Source organism: Lelliottia sp. SL45 (assembly GCF_026672535.1).
In the GTDB taxonomy this organism is placed as follows: Bacteria; Pseudomonadota; Gammaproteobacteria; order Enterobacterales; family Enterobacteriaceae; genus Enterobacter; species Enterobacter nimipressuralis.
The window spans coordinates 1,656,397-1,681,131 of sequence record NZ_JAPPRH010000003.1 but is presented as its reverse complement, the minus strand read 5'-3'; the positions used below and the strand labels follow the sequence as shown (position 1 = coordinate 1,681,131).

General features: G+C 54.6%; 21 protein-coding genes. 11 read left to right on the top strand and 10 right to left on the bottom strand.

Annotated features, from left to right (window positions below; translation table 11 throughout):
- Window positions 1–4: 4 nt before the first annotated feature.
- A complete protein-coding gene (locus OVA10_RS14135; RefSeq protein ID WP_248860169.1) occupies window positions 5–487 on the top strand; it encodes a glutathione peroxidase in 483 nt (160 codons plus the stop codon).
- Between the two features lie 205 nt (window positions 488–692).
- Here the strand turns inward: OVA10_RS14135 and OVA10_RS14130 are convergent, their stop codons facing one another.
- The 3 genes from OVA10_RS14130 to OVA10_RS14120 form a co-directional block, all read right to left on the bottom strand.
- Window positions 693–1,676 carry a hypothetical protein gene (locus OVA10_RS14130; protein ID WP_123428051.1) on the bottom strand — a complete coding sequence of 328 codons (984 nt, stop codon included), beginning with the start codon at window positions 1,674–1,676 and terminating at the stop codon, window positions 693–695.
- Between the two features lie 425 nt (window positions 1,677–2,101).
- Window positions 2,102–2,635, bottom strand: coding sequence for a cysteine hydrolase family protein (locus OVA10_RS14125; RefSeq protein WP_268196178.1), 534 nt, complete (start codon window positions 2,633–2,635; stop codon window positions 2,102–2,104).
- Between the two features lie 419 nt (window positions 2,636–3,054).
- On the bottom strand, window positions 3,055–3,966 hold the full coding sequence (locus OVA10_RS14120; RefSeq protein ID WP_248860173.1) for a LysR family transcriptional regulator: 912 nt from the start codon (window positions 3,964–3,966) through the stop codon (window positions 3,055–3,057).
- Between the two features lie 148 nt (window positions 3,967–4,114).
- Between OVA10_RS14120 and OVA10_RS14115 the strand changes: the two genes are divergently transcribed.
- On the top strand, window positions 4,115–4,864 hold the full coding sequence (locus OVA10_RS14115) for an SDR family NAD(P)-dependent oxidoreductase (protein ID WP_268196177.1): 750 nt from the start codon (window positions 4,115–4,117) through the stop codon (window positions 4,862–4,864).
- A gap of 281 nt (window positions 4,865–5,145) precedes the next feature.
- Here OVA10_RS14115 and OVA10_RS14110 read toward each other — a convergent pair whose 3' ends face one another.
- Complete coding sequence (locus tag OVA10_RS14110; protein WP_268196896.1) at window positions 5,146–6,030, bottom strand: LysR family transcriptional regulator; 885 nt, start codon at window positions 6,028–6,030, stop codon at window positions 5,146–5,148.
- Between the two features lie 173 nt (window positions 6,031–6,203).
- Between OVA10_RS14110 and OVA10_RS14105 the strand changes: the two genes are divergently transcribed.
- From OVA10_RS14105 to OVA10_RS14095, 3 genes are all read left to right on the top strand, one after another.
- Window positions 6,204–7,340: an alpha/beta hydrolase gene (locus tag OVA10_RS14105; protein ID WP_268196176.1), complete on the top strand. Its 1,137-nt coding sequence runs from the start codon at window positions 6,204–6,206 to the stop codon at window positions 7,338–7,340.
- A gap of 140 nt (window positions 7,341–7,480) precedes the next feature.
- The gene (locus OVA10_RS14100; RefSeq protein WP_268196175.1) at window positions 7,481–8,674 is read left to right on the top strand and encodes an MFS transporter; all 1,194 of its coding nucleotides are present in this window, start codon (window positions 7,481–7,483) and stop codon (window positions 8,672–8,674) included.
- Window positions 8,675–8,857: 183 nt separating this feature from the next.
- A complete protein-coding gene (locus tag OVA10_RS14095; RefSeq protein WP_107703739.1) occupies window positions 8,858–9,370 on the top strand; it encodes a GrpB family protein in 513 nt (170 codons plus the stop codon).
- Between the two features lie 216 nt (window positions 9,371–9,586).
- On the opposite strand, the gene OVA10_RS14090 is transcribed toward OVA10_RS14095, so the two are convergent.
- Window positions 9,587–9,976, bottom strand: coding sequence for a GFA family protein (locus tag OVA10_RS14090; protein WP_248860182.1), 390 nt, complete (start codon window positions 9,974–9,976; stop codon window positions 9,587–9,589).
- Between the two features lie 242 nt (window positions 9,977–10,218).
- On the opposite strand from OVA10_RS14090, the gene OVA10_RS14085 reads away from it, so the two are divergent.
- Window positions 10,219–10,683 carry a GNAT family N-acetyltransferase gene (locus OVA10_RS14085; protein WP_248860184.1) on the top strand — a complete coding sequence of 155 codons (465 nt, stop codon included), beginning with the start codon at window positions 10,219–10,221 and terminating at the stop codon, window positions 10,681–10,683.
- 99 nt (window positions 10,684–10,782) lie between these two features.
- Here the strand turns inward: OVA10_RS14085 and OVA10_RS14080 are convergent, their stop codons facing one another.
- A complete protein-coding gene (locus OVA10_RS14080; protein WP_100780247.1) occupies window positions 10,783–11,772 on the bottom strand; it encodes a 2-hydroxyacid dehydrogenase in 990 nt (329 codons plus the stop codon).
- Window positions 11,773–11,981: 209 nt separating this feature from the next.
- Here OVA10_RS14080 and OVA10_RS14075 point away from each other — a divergent pair, with 209 nt between their 5' ends.
- From OVA10_RS14075 to OVA10_RS14065, 3 genes are read left to right on the top strand one after another with little or no spacing between them, the layout of a single operon-like run.
- A complete protein-coding gene (locus OVA10_RS14075) occupies window positions 11,982–14,621 on the top strand; it encodes a YdbH family protein (RefSeq protein WP_268196174.1) in 2,640 nt (879 codons plus the stop codon).
- Window positions 14,618–14,809: a YnbE family lipoprotein gene (locus tag OVA10_RS14070; protein ID WP_100780245.1), complete on the top strand. Its 192-nt coding sequence runs from the start codon at window positions 14,618–14,620 to the stop codon at window positions 14,807–14,809. Before OVA10_RS14075 ends, OVA10_RS14070 begins: the two co-directional genes overlap by 4 nt.
- 7 nt (window positions 14,810–14,816) lie before the next feature.
- Window positions 14,817–15,137, top strand: coding sequence for a YdbL family protein (locus OVA10_RS14065; RefSeq protein WP_107703625.1), 321 nt, complete (start codon window positions 14,817–14,819; stop codon window positions 15,135–15,137).
- Here the strand turns inward: OVA10_RS14065 and feaR are convergent, their stop codons facing one another.
- A complete protein-coding gene (gene feaR / locus OVA10_RS14060; protein ID WP_102103662.1) occupies window positions 15,138–16,046 on the bottom strand; it encodes a transcriptional regulator FeaR in 909 nt (302 codons plus the stop codon).
- A 240-nt stretch (window positions 16,047–16,286) separates the two neighbouring features.
- Here feaR and OVA10_RS14055 point away from each other — a divergent pair, with 240 nt between their 5' ends.
- Window positions 16,287–17,786, top strand: coding sequence for an aldehyde dehydrogenase family protein (locus tag OVA10_RS14055; protein ID WP_248860189.1), 1,500 nt, complete (start codon window positions 16,287–16,289; stop codon window positions 17,784–17,786).
- Window positions 17,787–17,826: 40 nt separating this feature from the next.
- Here the strand turns inward: OVA10_RS14055 and OVA10_RS14050 are convergent, their stop codons facing one another.
- The 3 genes from OVA10_RS14050 to paaZ form a co-directional block, all read right to left on the bottom strand.
- Complete coding sequence (locus OVA10_RS14050; RefSeq protein WP_268196173.1) at window positions 17,827–18,936, bottom strand: GGDEF domain-containing protein; 1,110 nt, start codon at window positions 18,934–18,936, stop codon at window positions 17,827–17,829.
- Between the two features lie 111 nt (window positions 18,937–19,047).
- Complete coding sequence (gene tynA, locus OVA10_RS14045; protein WP_123428032.1) at window positions 19,048–21,321, bottom strand: primary-amine oxidase; 2,274 nt, start codon at window positions 21,319–21,321, stop codon at window positions 19,048–19,050.
- Between the two features lie 148 nt (window positions 21,322–21,469).
- Window positions 21,470–23,515 carry a phenylacetic acid degradation bifunctional protein PaaZ gene (gene paaZ, locus OVA10_RS14040; protein ID WP_268196172.1) on the bottom strand — a complete coding sequence of 682 codons (2,046 nt, stop codon included), beginning with the start codon at window positions 23,513–23,515 and terminating at the stop codon, window positions 21,470–21,472.
- A gap of 285 nt (window positions 23,516–23,800) precedes the next feature.
- Here paaZ and paaA point away from each other — a divergent pair, with 285 nt between their 5' ends.
- Window positions 23,801–24,730 carry a 1,2-phenylacetyl-CoA epoxidase subunit PaaA gene (paaA, locus tag OVA10_RS14035; protein ID WP_181827839.1) on the top strand — a complete coding sequence of 310 codons (930 nt, stop codon included), beginning with the start codon at window positions 23,801–23,803 and terminating at the stop codon, window positions 24,728–24,730.
- The last annotated feature ends 5 nt before the right edge of the window (window positions 24,731–24,735 follow it).

Below are 24,735 nucleotides of genomic sequence, written 5' to 3'. Positions count from 1 at the left end.
TCGCATGACGACTTTTCATCAACTTAATGCCACCAGCCTGCAAGGCCAGCTCATCTCTATGGCCGACTATGCGGGTAAGCTGGTTCTGGTGGTAAATACTGCCAGCCATTGTGGCTTCACACCACAGTACGCCGGCCTGGAAATGCTCTACAAAAAGTACGCGGACCAGGGGCTGGTGGTGCTGGGTTTTCCCTGCAACCAGTTTGGTAAGCAGGAGCCTGGCGGCGCTGAAGACATTACCCAGACCTGCCGCATCAACTACGGGGTGAGTTTCCCGATGTTCGAGAAAGTGGAGGTCAACGGCGACGCGGCGCACCCGGTTTTTCGTTACCTTAAAGAAGCCTTGCCCGGCGTGCTGGGTGGGCGAATCAAGTGGAACTTCACAAAGTTCCTGATTGGGCGCGACGGCAAGCCCCTTAAGCGTTTTGCCCCTATCTCCACCCCGGAGAAAATGGAGGCCGCCATCGTTGCGGCACTTAAAATCTAAGTATCAGGGAAAGTCGAAAACATAAATGCCCTTACGGGCATTTATGTTTTACAGGCAATAATTCTGATATGACTGATTAAACAGCCAGTCTGTTATTCCAGCGCATTAATGGAAAAACAGCGCAATCAGAATAATGATGGGAATAGGAACACCTAAGAAGAACAGTAATAATGAGCGCATTGTAGACCTCTCGCTTAATTAAAGATTATAAATCACGTTGACGGCCACCGAAGGTCGCACACAGGCTGGCGACAAAGGCACCGGCCAGCAGAGAAATAAATGTCCACAGCATGAGATAGCTCGTGGTTTTGCGTGCGGTATCAGCAGCTTGCTGCGCTTTCTCCTTCGCTTCTTTTAATTTAGCCTGGGCTTTGTCATAGGTGCTCTGTACCCGCTGCTCAGCCTCTTGCTGAGTGATACCCGTGTTTTGAGCAATCAGCTGGGCGACATACTGACGATCTTCCTGAGGTAAAGCGCCGGTGGTTATGCTATTGGCAAATATGCCGGTCACTTCACCTAACTGTGCTGGTGAAACGTGTTGCTGAGAGGGCGCTGCAGGAGCAGGCGCTGCGGCAGGAGAGGCGGGATCGGCTGCACCGTTTGCTGGTGTGCCAAGATTATTCGCCCTGAACAGTGAGTTAACGAAATAGTTCATTGACGAACCCTCTACAGCCGACGATCCGTTCGCCATACTTGCTGCACCCGTCGCCGTGGCCACCGCAGCACCTCCGGCAACGGTACCCACCACTTTAGCGCCCCCGCCAACGATGGCACTCATCGTGCTCGTTAACAGTGCTGCGGAGACCAGCGCTGCCACAGCCCAGGCTAAAAACCCGTGTGCAGTGTCGCGAAAGTAAACTTCATCGGTGTGGGTATCGACCCACTTCGAGCGCAGTCGTCCGGCTAAATAGCCGCCCATACCCGACGCAACAATTTGCGTGAACGTCAGCCAGGCGATGGCAGCGATCCCCACCGTACCCGCGTCAAGCCCACGGCTTTCCCATGGCGACACGGACGTAAGCCCCAGGCCTGCGCCCAGAATCAGCAATATCAAAGAGAGGGATGCTGCGGCTGCGGCACCGGCAAAGATGGCGCCCCATGAGACGGCGCTACTGCTCGCGGCAGGCACGGGCAGGCGCGTATCAGGATACGTCGTGTTAACGGAGGCGTGTTCGTGAATGTGAGTCATAGCTGTTGTCCTTTGATTAATCTTTGCGTTCGGAACCAGGAACTGATTGAAAAAACAGGAAACATTATCACCTTCAACATTAAGGCTCTTGAGGAGCCTGGTAATGCCATAGATAAAAGGGAAAGCTGTAAAACCTTAAAAAACCAAAACTTAAAAATCAGACTGGGAATGCATTCCACGAACTAAGGATAGTAGATAATTTTGCCCCTTCCGGATTTTTAACGTTATAAATCCGTTAGCAATGTAGATGACGGATTTTATAGTGAGCCGTAAATTTACCCGGCGCGGCAGGGTGAATGACACAAGAACTACTCTGCGTTAGCACTCTCGTTTGAGCCAAATAGGAGTCCACTTTGTGCCAGGAGCGGACTTTTTGCACTTCAGCAGCCTGGCGGGCGGCTCTCAGTCTTATCTCATTTCTCAGATTAAAAGTTCCAGTCCGCTGCTGTCGCGAGCGTCACAAACGGGCCAGCAAGGGTGGCGTTGTGATGGCTGATGATTTCATTAGCTGACAGGTAGCTGTTATCCATTGTCGTGTGCGCATCTGAAATCAGCACAGTCCTGAATCCCAACTCCGGCGCTGCACGGCAGGTAGTGTCCACACAGAATTCTGTTTTCATCCCAGCGATGACAAGTTGTTTTATTCCCCGCTTGCCGAGCTGAAGCTGCAGGCTCGTATCCCGGAAACAGCTGGGGTACTTTTTAATAAAAACGACATCTTGCTCAGCATTCACACTCATTTCGGGTATCAGCTGTGTGAAGGGACTTTGCTCAGAGAAGGGGGAATCGTCAGGACCGGTGTGACGGGCAAAAAAGACTGGCACTTGCGCTTGCCTGGCTTTTTGTAAAAGCAGGCAAATGTTTGACAAAACCGAGTCTGCGAGATGGGGTGACGAGGGGCCACGGAAAAGCCCCCGCTGCATATCGATAATTAAAAGTGCATTTTCAGATGAAATCATGGTGTATCTCCATTCAGTAAATCATGAACGGAGAGATTTTCTTCCCCGTCCGGTTTGGCGGGGAGTCAGAATCTGTTTTGTCAGGAGCCAGTCACAGATGCGCACACGCCGCCGAAGGTTTCGGTGGTGGTAACGGTTGTCGCTGGCTGAGCTGGCTTAATCATTTTCCGGCATTCTCTTATGAGTTGAGAATCAGTAAACACAACAAATCTTAAAAACGGCTCTTCATGTTTTAGCACCGGGAATTGAAGATTTCAAAGGATATGTTTCCTGATTGATGATGTTTCCGGTTGGCATATTCCGACAAAAATTTACCTTCCGCTCAGCGCAGATCACCCCAAGGGCAGGCATTAGAGAAGGGCTCAAGAGAAGATGAATCGGTGAATCTTTTGCGCCCTTCTGGATCGTAAGAGGTGTGATTACCGGTAACTGCGTAGTGCCGCTGGGAATACCTCGGTTAGCCAGTCAATAAACACGCGTAACCGGTGCGTCATGTGCCTGTTCTGGGGATAGACGACATAAAAAGGATAACTCGCGGGGCGCCATTCTTGTAGGATCTCAACCAGTGTGCCGTTGTTCAGTTCATCTTTCGTCGCATAGCAAAAGGTCTGGATGATTCCCATTCCCGCCAAGGCCGCAGCCAAATGCGCATTACTTTCGTTAACCCCGATGTGATGCTGTGTCTTCATTTCCCGCTCTTCACCTTCTACGATAAAGCGAAAAGGAAAGGCTCTGCCCGTCAGCGGAGACAAATAGCTCACCAGCTTATGTCCATTTCTTAATTCATCCGGATACGCAGGTACGCCAGCGGCTTTCAGGTATCCCGGCGTAGCGCAGGTCACCATTGGGGCATCACCAATGTGGCGGGCGATCAACGAGGAGTCATTGAGCGCGCCACCACGGATGACACAATCCACATTTCCGCTAATAAGATCCACCGGCCTATCGGAAACGCCTAAATCGATTTTGATTTCCGGATAGCGCTGCAAAAAATCCGGTAACGCCGGGATCAGGACTTCACGTGCGGTAGAGCCGCCGACATCAATACGCAGATACCCTTTAGGTCTGCTCTGCAAGGCGCTAAACGACGTGTCTATCTCCTCAATATCAATGAGTACCCGCGAGGCTTTTTCATAATAGTCCTGACCCTCTGGCGTTGCGACGACGCGCCGGGTCGTACGATGTAAAAGACGCACGCCGAGATGGGCCTCCAGTGATTTAACCAGCTTACTTAATGTGGCATTCGGCAGATTAAGTGAATCCGCTGCCCGCGTAAAACTGCCAGTTTCCACCACCCGCGTAAACGCACGCATAGCCATTAACTGATCCAAGTTCTGTCTCTCCGTGAGGGAGTTGATTATTCACCTGTAGAAAGAGTGTTTTCTACTTTTGCTAATTTATCAATAATTTCTCTGCGGCTAGTGTGAGTTCACAGGCTGAATGACGGCCCATTCGAACCCACAACCGAGGATATGAATAATGAGTAAACCACTTTCAGACAAAATTGCCCTGGTCACGGGCGGCAGCACAGGAATCGGTCTTGCCAGTGCTCAGGAACTGGCGGCGCAGGGGGCAAAAGTCTACATCACCGGACGTCGTCAGCAGGAACTGGATGCGGCTATAGCGTTAATCGGCCCGTCGGCTAAGGGGATTAGGGCCGATATCTCCCGTCTTAGCGATCTGGATAATGTTTACGCACAAATTGCAGAAGAGTCGGGGCGTCTGGACATTCTGTTTGCTAACGCCGGTGGCGGAGATATGCTGGCGCTGGGTGAAATAACGGAAGAACATTATGACCGAATTTTCGGGACCAATGTTCGCGGAGTATTATTCACCGTCCAGAAAGCACTGCCACTGCTTGGTGCCGGTTCATCCATTATCCTCACCGGTTCCACCGTTTCGGTAAAAGGGACGGCTAACTTTAGCGTGTATAGCGCCAGTAAAGCCGCAGTGAGAAACTTTGCTCGCTCATGGGCGCTGGACTTGCAGGGGCGGGGTATTCGGGTGAATGTCGTGAGTCCGGGTCCGGTCAAAACGCCTGGATTAGAGGGGCTGGTTGCCGAGGAACAGCGTCAGGGCCTGTTTGATGCGCTGGCGGCGCAGGTTCCGTTGGGCCGGATTGGTGAGCCAGCGGAAGTCGGCAAAGCCGTTGCGTTTCTGGCGTCTGATGCCGCCAGTTTTATCAATGCTATGGAGCTGTTTGTTGACGGCGGTATGGCGCAGATTTAATTCTGATATCACACCGTCAAATCCTACGAGGCGACGGTTTTTCAATGGACGGCTGGTGTCACGCAGTTTTAACGCCTCAGTGTGACAACGCACAATGCGGTTCCAGCCATTCCTGCTGGGTTTTGTCATCTCGCAAAACATAGCGACTGTTTGCAAATCACATCACTATCGTCGGCAAAATTTGCATAACTCCCTTCTTTTGACGAGGTTCGGTCAAAACGGCTGCTGTGTGCCAACAGCGGACCTTTTACCCTTACATGTGTATAAGCTCGTCCTCAGTCCTAAATTCTCAATGTATCGATAACCGCTCGTAGAGCAGGCGACACATTGCGGTGCGGATAATATAGAAATGAGCCTTCCAGGCGTTGGCTGTAACGTTGTAAAACTCTGATGAGCGAACCCTGTTCTAAATCCTCAGATACCAACTCTTCCGGAACATAAGCCAGTCCCAGGCCCAGCCTGGCCGCTTTGGCCTCCATATAGCTGTCCGCGAAAACCCACTGCCCCTGCGGCCGATGGGTGATTTTTTTACCGTTATGGTGAAGTTCCCATGAGTACAGTTTCCCGTCGCCAAACTGATAAGCTATGCAGGGATGAACCGCTAAATCTGCGGGGGCTTGCGGAAAGCCATAGCGACGAAAGTGGTCAGGCGTGCCGACAACAGCCATCTCCATGTCTGGGGAAATACGCACAGCAACCATGCCACTACTTACTTCAGGCCCCAGGCGAACACCCGCATCAAACCTCTCGGCAATAATATCGACAAATCGGCTTTCGCTAATGAGTTCCAGTCGGATATCCGGGTAGCTCTTCTTAAACACCGCAAGCTTTGGCAGAAGCAATTTATCAATAGCATGCTGACTGGCATTGATGCGTACCGTCCCCGATGGGGACTGGCGATAATGAGCCAGCGTGTCCAGTCCCATATCTAAAGCGTCGAATCCTGCTTCAATGGTCCGGTAGAGCTTTTCACCGGCATGGGTGAGCGATAATCTGCGTGTAGTGCGCACCAGGAGCTGAACTCCCAGTCGTTCTTCAAGTTCCCGAACTGAACGGCTTATTCCTGATTGTGCCAGGCCAAGGCGATGTGCTGCTGCTGTAAAGCTCCCTTCCCGTACCACCTGCATAAACAGGTACAAATCGTTATAGTTTTCCCGTTTCGCCATCATTCCGCTCCCAAAATCACATCTTAATTTAGAACAATTTGGTATTAATCCTAGCACTTAACACCCTCTAATCAGCACTATTTCTGCTAACTATAATGAGCGCATTGCTACAAAGCACAGCAGTGTTGTCCGTATGAAACCTGTTTCAATCACGTTTTATAAGGGGAGTTTTGATGACTGTTTTCACCCAAAAACTGGCAACTGCGATACCCGCCATGCTGCTATGTGCATCATTAAGTGGAGTCACAAACATGAGTTATGCTGATACAACTAATCCGAACGCGCCTGTTTCGCTGGTCGAAAAATGGGACAAAACATTCCCTGAAAGCAAGAAAGTGGATCACCGTAAAGTGACCTTCCAGAACCGTTATGGGATCACTCTAGTGGGGGATCTCTACATCCCGAAGGATCGTGGTGAGCGTAAGCTGGCGGCCATTGCCGTCAGTGGGCCTTTCGGCGCAGTGAAAGAGCAATCTAGCGGACTGTATGCACAAACGCTGGCAGAACAGGGGTTTGTTACCCTGGCGTTTGACCCTTCGTATACGGGAGAAAGCGGTGGCTCTCCACGTAATGTCGCCTCTCCGGATATTAATACCGAGGATTTCAGCGCGGCAGTTGACTTCTTAGGTCTGCAAAAAGAGGTTGATCGCGACCGTATCGGGCTGCTCGGTATTTGCGGCTGGGGCGGCATGGCCTTAAACGACGCCGCAATGGATACCCGCGTGAAAGCGGTGGCGACCAGCGTGATGTATGACATGAGCCGTGCGATGGGGCATGGTGTGGGTGATGGTAAAGACCGCTATTCAACTAAAGATCGTCGCGCAGTACTACAGTATCTGAACGCACAGCGTTGGAAAGATGCGGAAAATGGCACTTACGCGCCCGGCGGCCATGACATTAATGTTGATGAGAAGGGTAACGTCAGTGCATCGGATCGTGTTTTGCCGGAAACGTTACCTGCTAATCCTCATCCTGTTTTGAAAGAGTTCTTTGATTATTATCGCATGCCGCGTGGTTTCCATGCGCGTTCGGTCAATTCAACCGGGGCCTGGAATGCGACGATGCCGCTGTCATTTATGAATATGCCGCTTCTGAGTTACGCCAATGAAGTCACTATCCCTACACTTATTGTGACCGGCGAAAAAGCCCACTCACGCTATTTTGCCGAAGATGCCTTTAAGGCCATTGGCAGTAAAGAGAAAGAACTGGTGATTGTTCCGGGGGCAAACCACGTTGATTTGTACGATAACGTTGCGGGCAAGATCCCTTTCGATAAATTTGAGCAGTTTTTCAAAGCTAATTTAAGATAACGACCTGAAACCGCCTGCTAATTGCAGGCGGTTTTAATCGTTCGCTCCCCATTCTCATCCACATGTTCTCGTTATTCTCTGAATAGCGTCTGTCCCGGCTGTTCTGAATCTCGCCGCGTCCATATAAAGAGATGCTGATAATGTCCATAGTAAGTCTTAAAAGATCACCTAAAAAAACAGATGCGCACTGGGGTGGCGTGTTTGCCATGACGCTCTGCGTTTTTGTACTAATCGCTTCCGAATTTATGCCGGTCAGCCTATTGACGCCTATTGCCCGCGAGCTGCACATCACGGAAGGCCTGGCAGGCCAGGGAATTGCAATATCTGGCGCGCTGGCGGTACTGACCAGCCTGACTATCTCCCATATCGCCGGAGATCTGAATCGTAAATATCTTCTGCTGGGGCTAGCTGTCCTGATGGCCATATCTGGATTGGTTATCGCCGTGGCACCCAGCTATCCGGTTTATATGCTGGGTAGGGCCCTGATTGGCGTCGTCATCGGTGGATTCTGGTCACTCTCAGCTGCAACCGCCATTCGGCTCGTACCGCAGCATCAGGTTCCCCGTGCGCTGGCGATTTTTAATGGTGGGAACGCGCTGGCTACCGTTGTGGCTGCGCCACTTGGTAGCTATCTGGGGACAACTGTCGGCTGGCGTGGGGCCTTTTTATGCATCGTCCCCCTGGCGATAGCCGCGTTCATCTGGCTATGGGTCAGCCTGCCCACTATGAAAAGCGATAAAAAACAAAAGCTAGAGGGAACTCTGCTTCGTCTGTTCAGCGACGCCATTGTACTAACAGGACTGCTAGCCTGCGGGCTCTTCTTTATTGGGCAGTTTGCCTTATTTACCTATGTGCGCCCCTTTCTTGAGAACGTGACCAACGTAGGTCCTGCTGGGTTCTCACTGATTTTGCTCGCAATAGGCGCAGCAGGTTTTGTCGGCACATTAGCCGTATCGATATTCCTGAATGCCAGGTTGTATCAAATTTTAATAATGATTCCCCTGCTTATGGCAACGGTAGCCGGTACATTATTGCTGTTCGGACACAGCATCTGGGCGGTTACAGTTTTGCTAAGCCTGTGGGGGTTACTGGCCACGGCGGCGCCAACGGGATGGTGGACATGGATTGCACGGGCGCTGCCTGAAGATGCAGAGGCGGGTGGTGGTCTCATGGTTGCGGTGATCCAGCTTTCGATTGCACTTGGTTCAACGGCAGGAGGATTGGTATTCGACAGTCTGGGATGGCAAAGTGCTTTCGGCTTGAGTGGGTTATTACTGCTGGGGGCGGCAGCGATGACTTACGTCACATCTCTTCAAAACAGTAAGGCGCACTAGCACAATCCATTTATTTCAGGCGTGCGCTTAATTATGGCATATAGCAGAGAGCCGAATGTCTGCTTTTCGCTCACAGCTGACCTTCTGAACGACACGTCCGCTCCGTGCCTGAGCGGACGTTGTTGCCTCAATGTACTTTAGCTACTCTTATGCTAATAATTTGACGGAAAAGAAGGGGCATTCATGCGGGAAATCGTTGTGGCGCCATACGATGAAAAATGGCCTGCTATGTTTAACGCTGAAAATTTTCTGCTACAAGCATTGCTTGGTGACGTGGTTAGGAAGATTCATCATATTGGCAGTACGTCAGTGCCTGGCCTTTCAGCAAAGCCAGTGATTGATATACTTCTGGAAGTTGCCGATATCAACCAACTGGATAAATGCAACTCTGCAATGGTCGACGCCGGATATGTTTCTCGCGGTGAAAACGGCATTGCAGGACGCCGGTACTTCATTAAGGGAGGGGATCAGCGTAGCCATCAAGTGCATGCGTTTTCAGTAGGGGACATTCAGATACAAAAACATCTTTCTTTCCGCGATTATCTGAGGAAAAACAGTGATATTGCAAGTGACTACGCTGAGATAAAGCGTACAGCAGCATTGCTATGTAAGAATGATGCACATCGTTATAGCGCATTAAAAACGAACTTTATAGAGCATCATCTGCAACGTGCTCTGATTGATCTGGAACGATAGATATTGAGTTTGCCACTGTGATGTTTTGTTTAACATAATGCAACTGCCCTATTTTAGGGAGTAACTTGCCCGCCAACTCTGCCTATATGCGCTATGAAACGTCTGCTTTTCGCTCACAGCGGACCTCGCGCTGCTTCGGCGGTCCGCTTCTTCAGGCAGAACGAATGCTTCGAATAACAAAGAGTAATATTGAGAAACTGCCCAAAACGTCCTTTTTTATCCAGCGGTATCGGGCATGATTTTTCTCCACCAGTCAGGTTTCATATCCTGAAAAGAGTGGGAGTGGGGCGAAAAAATGACGGCTTCGTTGTGGTCAAAAACACCGCTGAGTAAAGCCGTCCCCGGCGCGTCATCAATCGCACCTAAAGAACTGCCACACCTGGTGCAGAATGCTCTGGATGAGGTTTTAGATGAGCGATATAAAGAAGGTGTGCCTCCTTCACCCGTCCATTCAACATTCGCCGAGTGGAATTCAAGCCATACTGCGGTCTGACAACCTGAATGCTTCTGGCAAATATCACAGGAGCAGGAATGAGTGGAAACTGGGTTAATCGCTGTGAATCTGATAAACCCGCACAAACATCCGCCTGACAGTTTCAAATCCATATCAGTCGATACCTTATCAACGCTCAGAGAATGACAAAGATAGCATCGTCTGTTTTTTGCTCAAAGCATCTCCAGAACCTTACACATTATTCCCACCGCACCCGGTGCAGGTCATCAAAACGCATTTTACGTAACCAACTCACCCAAATCAGTAGTTAACAGTGAATTCCATTAACGAGTGAAGCCGACGGGCTTATCACTATTATGCTATCTATCAGAAGGTTAGGCCTGAGAGGTTAAAAGTGATTACATTCCGCGCAATGACGGAAGATGAATATCCCGCTTATCTTGAATATTTTGTTCAGGATTATGCCAATGAAATCGAATCAAACTATCGCGTATCGCAACCGGATTCTCTGGCAAGAGCGAAACAGGAATTAACGGCATTGCTTCCCGAGGGTGTAAATACCGCAGGCCAGGTGCTGTTGTGTATTATCGCGCAGTCGGCCCATGTCGGTTATCTCTGGTACAAACCCGACCCGGTTATGCGTACGGCTTTTATCTACGATTTCCATATTCTCACTGCCTGCCAGGGAATGGGATTGGGTAAACAGTCGCTGGCTGCTTTCGAAGCGTATTTAGGAGCGAAGGATATTAAAGAGATCAAATTGCGTGTGGCAGGGGACAATGCTCGCGCTCAGCATATTTATGAAGCCAGCGGATTTGGGGTGACGGGTATCAATATGAGTAAATCTATTACGGACTGAGGGACTAAGAAGAACCTGATTCGCACATCTTTTTGGCGGTGTTTATGCTGCGGGATTTATAGAGGCCGGGTACGCGTCAACGCCACCCGGCCTGGAACATCAGGCCACTTCGTTCGGACAGTCTTCGCCGTTTTCCAGCTGTTTCAGGTTACCCAGCGTGGTTTCTGAAATGCTGATCAGCGCTTCGGCGGTCAGGAACGCCTGGTGGCCGGTAAACAGCACGTTGTGGCAGGCGGAGAGGCGACGGAACACGTCGTCCTGGATGACATCGTTAGACTTGTCTTCGAAGAACAGATCGCGTTCGTTCTCATACACGTCCATCCCCAGCGCGCCAATTTTCTGCGTTTTGAGGGCTTCGATCGCCGCCTGAGAGTCAATCAGACCGCCACGGCTGGTGTTGATAATCATCACCCCGTCTTTCATCTGGTCAAACGCGCTCTGATTGAGCAGGTGATAGTTCTCGGGGGTCAGCGGACAGTGCAGGGAGATCACGTCCGACTGAGAGAGCAGCGTCGGCAGATCGACATACTCCACGCCCAGCTCCAGCGCGGCAGCACTTGGATACGGATCGAACGCCAGCAGACGCATCCCGAAACCTTTAAGAATACGCAGCGTCGCTACGCCGATTTTACCGGTGCCGATGACGCCTGCGGTTTTACCGTACATGGTAAAGCCCGTCAGACCTTCGAGAGAGAAGTTGGCATCACGGGTGCGCTGATAAGCACGGTGAATACGTCGGTTCAGAGACATCATCATACCGATGGCATGTTCAGCCACGGCTTCCGGGGAGTAGGCCGGTACGCGCACCACTTTTAACCCCAGCTCTTTCGCCGCATCCAGATCGACGTTGTTAAAGCCCGCGCAGCGCAGCGCGATGAACTTCACGCCGTGCTTTTTCAGCTCTTCCAGCACCGGACGGCTGCCATCGTCGTTGACGAAAATACACACCGCTTCGCATCCGTTCGCCGTTTTGGCGGTTTTTTCAGTCAGCAGAAAGTCAAAAAATTCGAGTTCGAATCCGTAAGTCTCGTTAACATGTTGCAGATACTTTTTATCGTACTGTTTTGTGCTATATACCGCGAGTTTCATAAGACTTTCTCCAGTGATTTTACCATCACGTTAGCATGATTAAAATAATCTTACAATTTATAAAATATTATTGAATTCAATAAGTTCTATGAATAATTCTAGAGCAACTATCCTTAAAAATGGCGTTGACTTCAACTGACTGGCTAAACATGCCACAATGACGGGCACTGTCGGCTTATTTTTTCGCTAAATCAGGATATTAACTGCCCATGAGGGGTAAATACAAAGCCGCAATTGCGCTATTGCTGTTGTTCATTCTTCTGCCGCTGACGCTGCTGATGACGCTCGCCCAGTGGGTGCCAACCCTTGCCGGAATCTGGCTCCCCGTCGGGACGCGCATTGCTTTCGAGAAAAGCCCGCGTCTGACCCGCAATCAAATTATTATCCCCGATCTTCGCTATCTGGTGGAGGACTGCGAAATCGCTCGCGTGGAAAACGCCACGCTGTCGCACCCCAGCCGCTGGAAACTGGATATCGGTGCACTCGATCTCAATACCGCCTGCCTGAGCAAACTGCCGCAGGCGGAACAGGCTAACACCGCGCCCAAAACCCTTGCCGAATGGCAGTCGATGCTGCCGAACACCTGGCTGACGATAGATCGCTTAACGCTCTCTCCGTGGCAGCAGTGGCAGGGCAAACTCAACATCTCTTTAACCCCCTCCGTTCAGGACGTGACCTACCAGGGCGAACAGGTCAAGGTGCGCGGCAAGCTTCGCGGGCAAAACCTGACCATCAGCGAGTTTGAAGTCCATCTGCCGGATTACCCGCAGCCGATCAGGCTGGCAGGGGAATTTACCCTGCCGCTGGTGCCGGACGGCGTGCCGGTGAAAGGCCATGCGGAGGCCACTCTGACGGTGCCGCCGCTTTCATCACCGGTGGACGCTGATCTCGACTGGGAAGAAAACCGTGGTCAGCTGGTGCTGACCGCCCGCGATAACCCCGATCCGCTGCTGGATTTGCCGTGGCAGCTCACTGCTGAACAGCTGATAGTCAGCGACGGACGCTGGCACTGGGATCTTGAAGGGCTGCCCCTGAGCGGCCGCGTGGGCGTGAAAGTCGACAACTGGCAGCAGGGGCTGGAAAACGCCACCTTTAGCGGTCGTATGAACGTGCTGACTCAGGGCGATGCCGGGAAAGGTAACGCCGTGCTGAGCCTCGGACCGGGCAAACTGAGCATGGAAAACAGCGCCATGCCGCTGCAGGTGACGGGCGAAGCCAAGCAGGGCGACCTGATTCTGTACGCGATTCTGCCAGCCCAACTGACGGGCAGCCTCGCCGATCCGCAGCTCGTCTTTGAGCCGGGCGCGCTGTTGCGTTCACGCGGTCGGCTTATCGACTCGCTCAATATCGATGAAATCCGCTGGCCGCTGGCGGGCGTTAAACTCTCGCAAAAAGGGGTGGATGGTCGGCTGCAGGCGATTCTGAAAGCCCATGAAAACGACATGGGCGATTTCGTGCTGCACCTCGACGGACAAGCCAATGACTTCCTGCCGGACAGCGGCCTGTGGCAGTGGCGCTACTGGGGTGAGGGACACTTCACGCCGATGAATGCCCGCTGGGATGTGGCCGGGAAGGGAGAGTGGCGCGACAGTGCCATCGAACTGACGGCGCTCTCGACCGGTTTCGATAAACTGCAGTACGGCACCATGCTGGTGAGCAAGCCGCGTCTGGTGCTGGATCAGCCGGTGCGCTGGCTGCGTGGCGAAAACAATCCGCACTTTAGCGGCGCGCTCTCCCTGGATGCGGAGCAAACGTCGTTCTCCGGCGGCAGCGTGTTACCGCCGTCGACCCTCAAGTTCAGCGTCGATGGCACCGATCCGACGTTCTTCCAGTTTAAAGGCGATCTGCACGCCGGGGCGATTGGCCCGGTCCAGTTGAACGGTCGCTGGGATGGGGAGCGTCTGCGCGGTCAGGCCTGGTGGCCAAAACAGTCCCTGACGGTCTTCCAGCCGCTGGTGCCGCCCGACTGGAAAATGAATCTGCGCGACGGCGAGCTGTACGCTCAGGTGGCGTTTTCAGCGGCCGCCGGGCAAGGATTCGAAGCGGGTGGTCATGGCGTGGTGAAAAGCGGCAGCGTCTGGATGCCCGACAACCAGATCAACGGCGTCGATTTTGTACTGCCGTTCCGCTTCAGCGAAGGCACCTGGTCTCTGGGCACGCGCGGCCCGGTCACGCTGCGCATCGCCGAAGTGATAAACCAGGTCACCGCACGCAATATTACCGCCGATTTGCAGGGCGATTACCCGTGGAGTGAATCCCACCCGCTGCTGCTGACCAACGTCAGCACCGACGTGCTGGGCGGAAAAATCACCCTGCAGCAGCTGCGGATGCCGCAGCACGATCCGGCGCTGCTGCGGGTGCAGAATATCTCCTCCAGCGAGCTTATCAGTGCAGTCAATCCGAAACAGTTTACCCTGTCCGGCCCGGTGAGCGGGGCGCTGCCGTTCTGGCTTGAGAACGAAAAATGGATCATCAAAGACGGCTGGCTGACTAACCCCGGCCCGATGACGCTGCGTCTGGATAAAGACACGGCAGATGCCATCGTCAAAGACAACATGGCGGCGGGCGTGGCGATTAACTGGCTTCGCTATATGGAAATTTCTCGCTCGTGGACGAAAATCAATGTAGATAATCTGGGTGTGTTGACCATGCAGGCGGCGATCAGCGGCACCAGCCGCGTCGACGGTAAAAGCAACACCGTGAACCTCAATTACACTCACGAAGAGAATCTTTTTACCCTGTGGCGCAGCCTGCGCTATGGGGATAATTTACAGGCATGGCTTGAGCAACACGCGGCGTTACCGGATGCCCGCTGTCAGGCAGGCAAGGAATGTGAGGAACAACAATGAAAAAGCTGACAGGCGCGCTCGGCGTGGTCATGGTCGCAATGCTATCAGGCTGTACGCCCCGCATCGAAGTGGCGGCACCGAAAGAGCCGATCACCATCAATATGAACGTCAAAATCGAACATGAAATCCACATCAAAGTGGATAAAGACGTCGAAACCCTGCTGAAATCGCGCAGCGATCTGTTCTGAGGATGCCATGAAACGACTTCTTGCAATCGGTCTGCTGGCGCTGGGCATGAGCGCTCAGGCGCAGGCGATTACCTTAAACGAAGCGCGCGCGCAGGGGCTGGTGGGCGAGACGCTCAGTGGCTATATCGCGCCGCTGCGCCAGGATAAACAAACGCTGGCGCTGGTGAACGAGATCAACGCGGCGCGTACCGAAAGCTACCAGAAACTGGCGGACAGCAACAATATTCCGGTGGATGAAGTGGCGAAAATGGCCGGGCAAAAGCTGGTGGCCCGCGCGCAGCCGGGCGAATACGTGAAGGGTATCAACGGAAAGTGGCTGAAGAAGTGATCAGCGGTAGCGCTTGCGATACTCGCCAGGCGACACGCCAAAGCGCTGTTTGAAGGCCGTAGAGAAATGGCTATGGTCGGCAAAGCCCCAGCTATAGCCAATGCCCGCCAGTTTTTCATCATCGCCTGTGGCGCGTAGCACTTGCGCGCACAGGTCCAGCCGCCGGTTTTTGATGTACTGCGCCACCACCAGCCCTTTATCGGCAAACATGCGATACAGGCTGCGCACCGACATCCCGCTCTCGGTGGCAATCCACTCCGGTCGCAGCGCTTCCGACTGAATATGGGAATCGATCAGCGACAGCACATTCTGGAACTGACGCTCTTTACGCGGCGGCGCCGATTCGCGCTGCTGAAACGCCGGGCGCAGCAGACACACCATCGCTTCCAGCGCCGCTTCGCTCTCCATATCGCTCAGCTGCGCATTATCCATACTCTCCTGTAACAGCCGATAGCTCAGCTGCACGGTGGGCAGCGTGCGCGACAGCTTATGGGCGCAGCTCACCTCCTGGAAACGGCACTGCTGTTCCAGAATCTGGCGCGGCAGTAACAGGGAAATCTGGCGCGATTTGTCGTGCCAGTAGATCGAGCAGGGGCGTGAGGCGTCAATCAGCGTAATGTCACCCGCGTCGATCACAATCTGCTTATCATCCTGCTCCAGCGTAGCCTGACCTTCGAGCTGAAACACAGTGTAAAACCAGGCGTCGTTGCTGGTTTTGATCTCCTGACGGGTGCGAAACAGGTTAACGCCTGCGGCGGTGACGGTGCTGAGCTTCAGGCTTCTGGCGTAGCTGGTTTCCAGTTCACCGATGAACTGGCCCGGCAACGGGCGCGCGGCAAAGCTGCCACACACCTGGTTAATTTGCGCCAGCCACTGCTGATATTTTTCCTGCTCACTTGCACACGCCATCTTTCATCTCGCTGCACTGTCAATGTTTTTGCATTGTTGCATTTGTGTTGCATTTTGTCAGAGGTCAGGGCTGACTATAGGAAAGAACACTCGCTGATAACAGTGTTATAAGCCGGAATTATCATGATTTGCGGGGGCTGTCACAGGTGGCAAAACGAATGTCACAGAGATAAAAGCGCGTTTTGCAAACCCATCTTAGACTGCGATGACACCCTGCGAATAATAATGAAGGAGCACCCTATGTCTGAGTCACAGACCGCCGTCCTGCAAAGCGTGCAACAGTTTTTAGACCGTCATCATGGCCTGTGGATCGAGGGCCGCCCGTCGGCCTCTGAAAGTGAAAAGCGCCTGAACATATTCAATCCGGCGACGGGTGAAGTGATTGCCTCGACGGCAGATGCGAGTGTGGACGATGTGGATCGCGCGGTGATGTCCGGCTGGCGCGCCTTTGTCTCCCGCAGCTGGACCGGGAAACTGCCTGCCGAGCGCGAGCGCATTTTGCTGCGTTTTGCCGATCTGGTGGAGCAGCATACGGAAGAGCTGGCGCAGCTCGAAACCCTGGAGCAGGGCAAATCGATTAACATCTCCCGCGCGTTTGAAGTGGGCTGCACCCTGAACTGGATGCGCTACACCGCCGGGCTGACCACCAAAATTGCGGGCAAAACGCTCGATCTCTCCATTCCGCTGCCGCAAGGGGCGCGCTATCAGGCGTGGACCCGTAAAGAGCCGGTCGGCGTGGTGGCCGGAATTGTCCCCTGGAACTTCCCGCTGATGATTGGCATGTGGAAGGTGATGCCTGCGCTGGCTGCGGGCTGCTCTATCGTGATCAAACCGTCGGAAACCACGCCACTGACCCTGCTGCGCGTGGCCGAACTGGCAAGCGAGGCGGGCGTTCCCGATGGCGTATTTAACGTCGTCACCGGTAGCGGTGCCGTGTGCGGCGCGGCATTAACCTCGCATCCCCATATCGCCAAAGTGAGTTTTACCGGCTCAACGGCCACCGGCAAACAGATCGCACGCACCGCCGCCGATACCTTAACGGGTGTGACCCTGGAGCTGGGCGGCAAAAACCCGGCGATAGTGCTGAAAGATGCCGACCCAGCGTGGGTGGTGGAAGGGCTAATGACCGGCAGCTTCCTCAACCAGGGGCAGGTGTGTGCCGCCAGTTCGCGCATTTACATTGAAGCACCGCTGTTTGATACCCTGGTGAGCCACTTTGAGCAGGCGGTGAAATCCCTGAGCGTCGGGCCAGGCATGTCGCCCACGGCACACATCAACCCGCTGGTCTCCCGCGCCCATTGCGACAAAGTACAAACCTTCCTCAACGAGGCGCAGCTCAGCCGTGCCGAGCTGATTACCGGCAACAGCGGCCCGGATAAACAGGGCTATTACGTTGCGCCAACGCTGGTGGTAAACCCCGATGCCAGCCTGCGCCTGACCCGCGAAGAGGTGTTTGGCCCGGTGGTAAATCTGGTGCGAGTGGCCGATGGGGAAGAGGCACTCCAGCTGGCGAACGACACGGAGTATGGCCTGACGGCCAGCGTCTGGACGCAAAATATCAGCAAAGCGCTGGAGTACACGGACCGTTTACAGGCGGGAACCGTGTGGGTGAACAGCCATACGCTGATCGACGCCAACCTGCCGTTTGGCGGCATGAAGCAGTCCGGCACAGGCCGCGATTTTGGTCCTGACTGGCTGGATGGCTGGTGTGAAACGAAGTCGGTGTGTGTGCGGTATTAATTGCCCTTGTCGGGTGGCGGCAACGCTGCCCGACAAATCATCACTGCGACCAACGATTTCGCCCGCCTTCTTTCGCCCGATAGAGCGCCGCATCCGCCTGCGCGACAACGCCGTCTGCGGTCAGCCCCGCCGACATTTCGGCGATCCCCATGCTTGCCGTCACATACTCGCTCACCTTCGACGCCTTATGCGCAATCGCGGCCTCGCGCAAATTATCCTGAATACGTTTCGCAACCTTACCGGCCATTTCCGGTGGGCAATCGAAGAGGATCAGCAAAAACTCCTCGCCACCATAGCGTGACACCAGATCGTCCGGCGAGCGAACCGACGCTTTCAGCGCCTGCGCCACCCGCACCAGACACTCATCGCCCGCCTGATGACCATACGCATCGTTGTAAAGTTTGAAATAGTCGACATCCAGCATAATAAGCGTGAAAGATTTTCCCTGACTGACCGCGCGCTCCAGCACGTTTTCCATCTCCCGTCGGTTGGCCGTTTCCGTTAGCGGGTCCTGATGCGCCAGCGCGTCGAGACGGGCAATCAGCAGCTGGTTTTGTTGATTGCGCTGCCAGGCTTCGTCGAACCAGCGCAGCAGGATAAAACGCCCGCAGATCAGGATCAGCGTAAACACCGTCCACATCGCGGCAAAGCGGACAGGCAGGCCATGATTAAGCACGACACTTGCGAGCGGCAGGGTCAACCACAGCGGCAGCACGCAGGCGAGCAATCCCACTGGATAGAAATAGAGCGCAGTAACGGCGGTCAGTAGCAGAATGGTACACAGGGGCCAGGCGTGAGGAAGCTGCCAGTCAACGATAAACCAGTAACAGCAGAGCGCCCACAGCAGGCCGGAGGTAAAGAGCACCAGGCTAATCCCGGCGATATGTCGCCAGCTCATCACCACCAGCGCCGCCGACAGGGCAATGACCCCGAGCATTGCGGCATCCACCAGTAACCCGATTTGCTGCCCTGAAATATGTGCAGGATCGAAACTGGGCACTAGCGTGTTGCGCAGCAGAATCATCAGCGCAAAGCTGACGTGCGCAAACGCCAGCCACGGCATATTGATTGTCAGACCGCGAGACACCATCGCCTGGCGGGTTGGCCACGAGGTTAACTCGGGCTGCGGGGTGTGCCTCTTATCTGTCATTTACGCGTCATCGTTGAGAAAGGGCGGGAATAGACAAAGCGTGGCACTTTCCGGCGAGAATTCAATGGTATCCCGTTAAAAACAGGCCGGGCATTTGCCCGGCCAGATTTGCTACTTCTCATCTTTCTTCTTGCCGAGCGTGGGGGTCTCGTCGAAGAAGTTCCACGGTTTGAGCAGGGTATGAACCCACTCGGTCGGCATGATCGGCCACTCCTCGGCGCGCGCCACGTGTGTGGTGCCGGTGGTCATCCACACCACATCGTCCTGATTATCGATGGATTCGTTATCTTTGCTGTACTGCCCCAGACCGCTGTCGTGAATCGAACGGTTCGGGAATTTGCCTTCCGGATAGCGCTCATTCGCATGATAACGCGTGACCCACAGCTGCTTATCCATAAAGCTCAGGCGATGGTAGATCCACTCGTCTGGCGCGAATTTCGCGCCGCTCGCGACCGGGTGAGTGCCGCCCGCGTAAGGGATAATCTGGTACGAGACCGGGTTGCCCATGCGGTTCTCTTTGCTGGTGTTGCTCAGGAGTCGAATGGTGCCGGGGTCGAACTTCTGCGCCGCCTGCTGCTCCGTATCAATATTGTACTGATTCACCTGCATGGTGCTGGTGCGCGGGCCACCGGCGGTGTTCGGTTTCACCTCCGGGTCCATCGCCACCAGACGGTTGTTGGTGCCATCCACGTCCATATCCAGACGGAAGTTGTAGATGTGCTGGTGGGTGGTACCGACGATGTTGTGGTCGATCAGGGTGCCATATTTGGTATCGTCTTTGGCGCTCGGGTCATGCATGGTTTTAGCCTGCACACCTTTTACCGCTTCGATACCCGTTGCGCCTGCATCGATGCCAATGGTGCCGTTTTCGTGGAAGATCCAGTCAAAGATATAGTCGTAGTTGCCGACGGTACTGATCCAACGCACCACCAGTTCACGGCGCTCGGTGCTGACGTTCGGTTTGCCCATCTCCTGGTGCTTATATTCCGGCCCGGCGTAGCGTTCAAACACGGCAATCGCGCGGGGGATCTCCATCGGCGTGCCGGTGTAATCCGGAATGGTTTCGTTGAGCATCACCGCGTTCGACGGCGCATCTTTGCCACGCACCAGCGGCGAGGTCAGGGTGCCCATGCCGTAATCACCGGAATCGAGATAGGCTTTAAAGTACCAGCCCACGTCCGGGTCGCCATAAGGAACAATCATCCCGCCGAGCGAGCCCTGATACATCACCTGGCGTTTTTTGCCGTTGTCGTTATAGGTCACAGTCGAGATGACAGGCCCGACGCGGGAGTCGAGACTCAGGTGAAAGTCCCAGTTCTGCCAGTGGATCATATCGCCCGTAATGGTGTAGTTCTTGCCCTCTGGCTCGACAATCTCCAGCGGTTTTTTGACGGTGGCGATACGATCACGGCCATCATACGGACGCGGATTCATTGGCACCGGCACCACCGGACCTTCTTCAATTTTGAGGATTTTTTTCTGCTCGAGATCGACCACCGCCACCAGGTTTTCAATCGGGTGCGCCCAGTAGTTACCGTCGCCGGTGTCGAGATAGCTGACCACTTTCAGCAGGCGCTCTTCCTGTTTCAGACCGTCTTTCCCGTCAAAATAGCCGACGGTCAGCGGGGTACCGATCACTTTCTGCGGGTCGTCCACGCCGTGTTTTTTCAGCGCTTGCGCATATTCCGGGCTGCTCATGATGATCTGCTGTACGGCGGTGAAATCATCCAGCAGCACCATGCCGTGGGCGTCGTTGACCGGCGTCCAGCTCAGGACTTTTTTGTCCTTCAGATCAACGACGCTCTCAATGACGTGTTTACCATCCAGCATGGTGACATTCGCCTGACGCGGAGCATCGACAGCCGTGCCGTTCAGGACAAAATCCCACACTTTGGCTTTGTCGGGTTCGGCCAGCGCAATCTGGGTGAAACGGGTATTGGGTTTGAACTCCGCCGCGGTTTTCACGATCTCGACGGCCTGTTTGATTTCGTCTGCGGTCAGTGCGTTGAGCGGATGCGGGCGTTTTTCCACCTGGAAGGTCTGATCAAGTCCCGACTGGAAAACATCGTTGATGAAGGTGTCGGAGATGAACGCCTTGTTGTCTTTCATCACCACCGGCACCTGCAGTTTAAGCGGCTTGCCGTTGACGATGGCGGTATTCGCGCCCGGTTTGACCTTCACAAAGGCACCGTCTTTGGCAATGGTAAACATCTGGGCGTAATCGTCCCATTGCACATCGGCGCCAAAATCGGCGAGGGTTTTATCCATCGGAACCATATGCGCTTCGCCGCCATGGGCGAACGCGGGAGATTGCCAGGCGCATAACAACGCGACAGCCACGGCCAGTGCCGTCTTACGGGCAGAAAAAGAAGAAGGGCTTCCCATCGTTGACCTCATCATTATTGTGTTATTGGTGTTGTGCAGCGTTATCCTGACAGGCGCGGGCGCAAAGTGTTTGCCTGCACCTGCCAGGTTATTTGTCACTCTTGCCAAATTAAAAACCGGGAAGGGGCCTTCCCGGTAAAAAGACACATCAGTCGGTGAAATCGCCCTGCTGGCGAGCCACGAGGGTCAGAATGGAGTAAAGCGCGACAGGCTGCTGGTGCTGGTTAAAGACCTCGACGGCCCATTCCACCACGCCGGTTGGTTTTTCGTCTGCGGTGCGCTGTTTCTTCAGGGTTTTGCGCTTACAGATCAGACGCACCTGAATGGTATCGCCCGGTTTGACCGGCTCGATAAAGCGCAGATTTTCCATGCCGTAGTTGGCGATAACCGGCCCGACGCCCGCATCAACGAACAGACCCGCCGCCGCAGAAATCACAAAGTAACCGTGTACCACGCGCTCGCCGAAGATAGACTCCGCAGCGCCAATTTTGTCCATGTGGGCGTAGAAATGATCGCCGCTCAGACAGGCAAAATTGACGATGTCCGTTTCGGTCAGGGTGCGGCGCGGAGTCAGCAGGCTGTCGCCAGGCTGCAGCTCTTCGAAGTATTTGCGGAACGGGTGTACGCGATCTTCCTGCACCTGCGCACCGCGCACCCACTGTTGGCTGACGGCGGCGAGCATCGACGGGCTGCCCTGAATGGCGGTACGTTGCAGATAGTGCTTCACCGCACGCAGCCCGCCCAGCTCTTCACCGCCGCCCGCGCGCCCAGGCCCACCGTGAACCAGCTGCGGCAGCGGGGAGCCGTGGCCGGTAGACTCTTTCGCCGACTCGTTGTTAAGGATCTGGATACGCCCGTGCGCCCGCGCCGCGCCGGAAATAAACTGGCGGGCGATATTCGCATTTGCCGTTACCAGCGTTCCGGCCAGGCTGCCTTCACCGGCGCGGGCCAGAGTCATGGCGTGGTCCGCGTCACGATACGGCATCAGCGTAGCGACCGGACCAAAGGCTTCCGTCGCGTGAACGGCAGGGGTCTCGTCAGGCTGCGGACAGAAGAGCAGCGTCGGCGGGAAGAATGCGCCCGCAGCGTGTAGATCGGCTTTGCCGCCGAGACGGATCTGGCAGCCCGCAGACACCAACAGATCGACTTTTTCCTGCACATCGGCACGCTGTTCGGCGTTGACCAGCGCCCCCATTTTGACCCCTTCCTGCGCCGGATCGCCGACCACCACTTTTTCGAGACGGGCGATCAGCGCCTGGCTGACCGCTTCAGTCTGCCGTTGCGGAACAATAATGCGGCGAATGGCGGTACATTTTTGCCCGGCTTTGGCGGTCATCTCACGCACCACTTCGCGGATAAACAGCGCAAATTCCGGCTGCTCCGGCGTCACGTCTTCCCCCAGCACGCAGCAGTTCAGCGAGTCCGCTTCCATGGTGAACGGAATGGATTTGGCGACGATATTCGGGTGCACACGCAGCATCTGGCCGGTGGAGGCGGAGCCGGTAAACGTCACTACGTCCTGGAAATCGAGATGATCCAGCAAGTCGCCCGCACCGCCGCAGATCAGGCTAATCGCCCCCACCGGGACCAGGCCGCTGTCGATGATGGATTTGACCATCGCCTGGGTGACCTGCGCGGTAGCGGTAGCCGGTTTAATGATCGCGGGCATCCCGGCAAGCCAGGTCGGCGCCAGTTTTTCCAGCATCCCCCAGCAGGGGAAGTTGAAGGCGTTGATATGCACCGCCACACCGGATTTGGATGTCAGCACGTGGCGCGCGGCAAAACCGCCTTCCTTCGACAGGGGGATCAGCTCGTCTTCTGGCCACAGGGTGTCATCGGGCAGTTCGCGACTGCCGAGGCTGGCGTAGGTGAACATCGTGCCGATGCCGCCTTCGATATCCACCCAGCTGTCCGCGCGGGTCGCGCCGGTCTTAGCCGACAGGGCATAAAAATGATCTTTCTGGCTCAGCAAATGTTTGGCGACCGCTTTCAGCATCGCCGCGCGTTCGATAAAGGTCATCGCGCGAAGTGATTCACCGCCGCGTTCGATGGCAAAGCGACGCGCTGCCGCCATATCCAGACCTTCGCTGGTCACACTCCACAGGGCTTCGCCGCTGATGGCGTGATGAATGTTGCGCTCACGGCCCCGGCCAGACTGCCAGGTGCCGGACAAGAAGCTGGCTAACTGCTGCATCTCTCTTCTCCAAATGTTACGTAATTTCACTATAGATAGTTTGATTATGAATCATAAAAAGCAAGTGATGTTTTAATGATTTGTTAACAATGTGATCTTGTCGGATGAATCTTCAGGCGAACAGCGCCCGCCATAAGCGGCTTGCAGTAAAAGCCTTGCGAGCGACATCACAAAATAGACAAACACTCCTTGGGGTTATATTTAACCTTTGTGTAACTTTTAAGAAACGAAGTGATTCATCATTAAACGATGATTGACGATTTAACGAATCATAAAGGTGACGACGTGACGGAAGAACAACGCTTTGAACAGCGCATCGCACAGGAGACAGCCATCGAGCCGCAAGACTGGATGCCGGACGCCTACCGCAAAACCCTGATCCGCCAGATTGGTCAGCATGCGCACTCCGAAATTGTCGGCATGCTGCCGGAAGGAAACTGGATCACCCGCGCGCCAACACTGCGCCGCAAAGCGATTCTGCTGGCGAAAGTACAGGATGAGGCGGGGCACGGGCTGTATCTCTACAGCGCGGCGGAGACCCTGGGCTGTGCGCGGGAAGACATCTACCAGAAGATGCTCGACGGCAAGATGAAATACTCCTCGATCTTCAACTACCCAACCCTGAGCTGGGCCGACATCGGCGTGATTGGCTGGCTGGTCGATGGCGCGGCCATCGTTAACCAGGTGGCCCTGTGCCGCACCTCTTACGGGCCGTATGCCCGCGCAATGGTGAAAATCTGTAAAGAAGAGAGCTTCCACCAGCGCCAGGGGTTTGAAGCCTGTATGGCACTCGCGCAGGGCAGCGAATCTCAGCGCCAGATGCTGCAGGACGCCATCAACCGTTTCTGGTGGCCCGCGCTGATGATGTTCGGACCGAACGACGACAACTCCCCCAACAGCGCCCGCAGCCTGGCGTGGAAAATCAAACGCTTCGGCAATGACGAACTGCGCCAGCGCTTTGTCGACAACACCGTCGCGCAGGTCGAGATGCTGGGCATGACCGTGCCGGATGCGAATCTGCACTTCGATGAAGCGAGCGGCCACTACCGCTTTGGTGAAATCGACTGGCATGAATTTGAAGAAGTGATTAACGGACGCGGCATCTGCAACCACGAGCGCCTCGCCGCGAAACGTAAAGCCTGGGAAGAGGGGGCGTGGGTGCGCGAAGCCGCACTGGCGCACGCAGAAAAACAACACGCCCGCACCGCCGCGTAAGAGGA

What these genes read in the sequence shown, in the direction of transcription:
- OVA10_RS14115 (WP_268196177.1), top strand. Translation starts at nt 4,115, where the DNA reads ATGAGTAAACCACTTTCAGACAAAATTGCCCTGGTCACGGGCGGCAGC.
- OVA10_RS14080 (WP_100780247.1), bottom strand. Translation starts at nt 11,772, where the DNA reads ATGAAACTCGCGGTATATAGCACAAAACAGTACGATAAAAAGTATCTG.
- OVA10_RS14110 (WP_268196896.1), bottom strand. Translation starts at nt 6,030, where the DNA reads ATGGCGAAACGGGAAAACTATAACGATTTGTACCTGTTTATGCAGGTG.
- OVA10_RS14135 (WP_248860169.1), top strand. Translation starts at nt 5, where the DNA reads ATGACGACTTTTCATCAACTTAATGCCACCAGCCTGCAAGGCCAGCTC.
- OVA10_RS14090 (WP_248860182.1), bottom strand. Translation starts at nt 9,976, where the DNA reads ATGGATTTGAAACTGTCAGGCGGATGTTTGTGCGGGTTTATCAGATTC.
- OVA10_RS14055 (WP_248860189.1), top strand. Translation starts at nt 16,287, where the DNA reads ATGTCTGAGTCACAGACCGCCGTCCTGCAAAGCGTGCAACAGTTTTTA.
- OVA10_RS14065 (WP_107703625.1), top strand. Translation starts at nt 14,817, where the DNA reads ATGAAACGACTTCTTGCAATCGGTCTGCTGGCGCTGGGCATGAGCGCT.
- feaR (WP_102103662.1), bottom strand. Translation starts at nt 16,046, where the DNA reads ATGGCGTGTGCAAGTGAGCAGGAAAAATATCAGCAGTGGCTGGCGCAA.
- OVA10_RS14130 (WP_123428051.1), bottom strand. Translation starts at nt 1,676, where the DNA reads ATGACTCACATTCACGAACACGCCTCCGTTAACACGACGTATCCTGAT.
- OVA10_RS14105 (WP_268196176.1), top strand. Translation starts at nt 6,204, where the DNA reads ATGACTGTTTTCACCCAAAAACTGGCAACTGCGATACCCGCCATGCTG.
- OVA10_RS14070 (WP_100780245.1), top strand. Translation starts at nt 14,618, where the DNA reads ATGAAAAAGCTGACAGGCGCGCTCGGCGTGGTCATGGTCGCAATGCTA.
- OVA10_RS14050 (WP_268196173.1), bottom strand. Translation starts at nt 18,936, where the DNA reads ATGACAGATAAGAGGCACACCCCGCAGCCCGAGTTAACCTCGTGGCCA.
- OVA10_RS14100 (WP_268196175.1), top strand. Translation starts at nt 7,481, where the DNA reads ATGTCCATAGTAAGTCTTAAAAGATCACCTAAAAAAACAGATGCGCAC.
- OVA10_RS14095 (WP_107703739.1), top strand. Translation starts at nt 8,858, where the DNA reads ATGCGGGAAATCGTTGTGGCGCCATACGATGAAAAATGGCCTGCTATG.
- OVA10_RS14075 (WP_268196174.1), top strand. Translation starts at nt 11,982, where the DNA reads ATGAGGGGTAAATACAAAGCCGCAATTGCGCTATTGCTGTTGTTCATT.
- OVA10_RS14125 (WP_268196178.1), bottom strand. Translation starts at nt 2,635, where the DNA reads ATGATTTCATCTGAAAATGCACTTTTAATTATCGATATGCAGCGGGGG.
- paaZ (WP_268196172.1), bottom strand. Translation starts at nt 23,515, where the DNA reads ATGCAGCAGTTAGCCAGCTTCTTGTCCGGCACCTGGCAGTCTGGCCGG.
- tynA (WP_123428032.1), bottom strand. Translation starts at nt 21,321, where the DNA reads ATGGGAAGCCCTTCTTCTTTTTCTGCCCGTAAGACGGCACTGGCCGTG.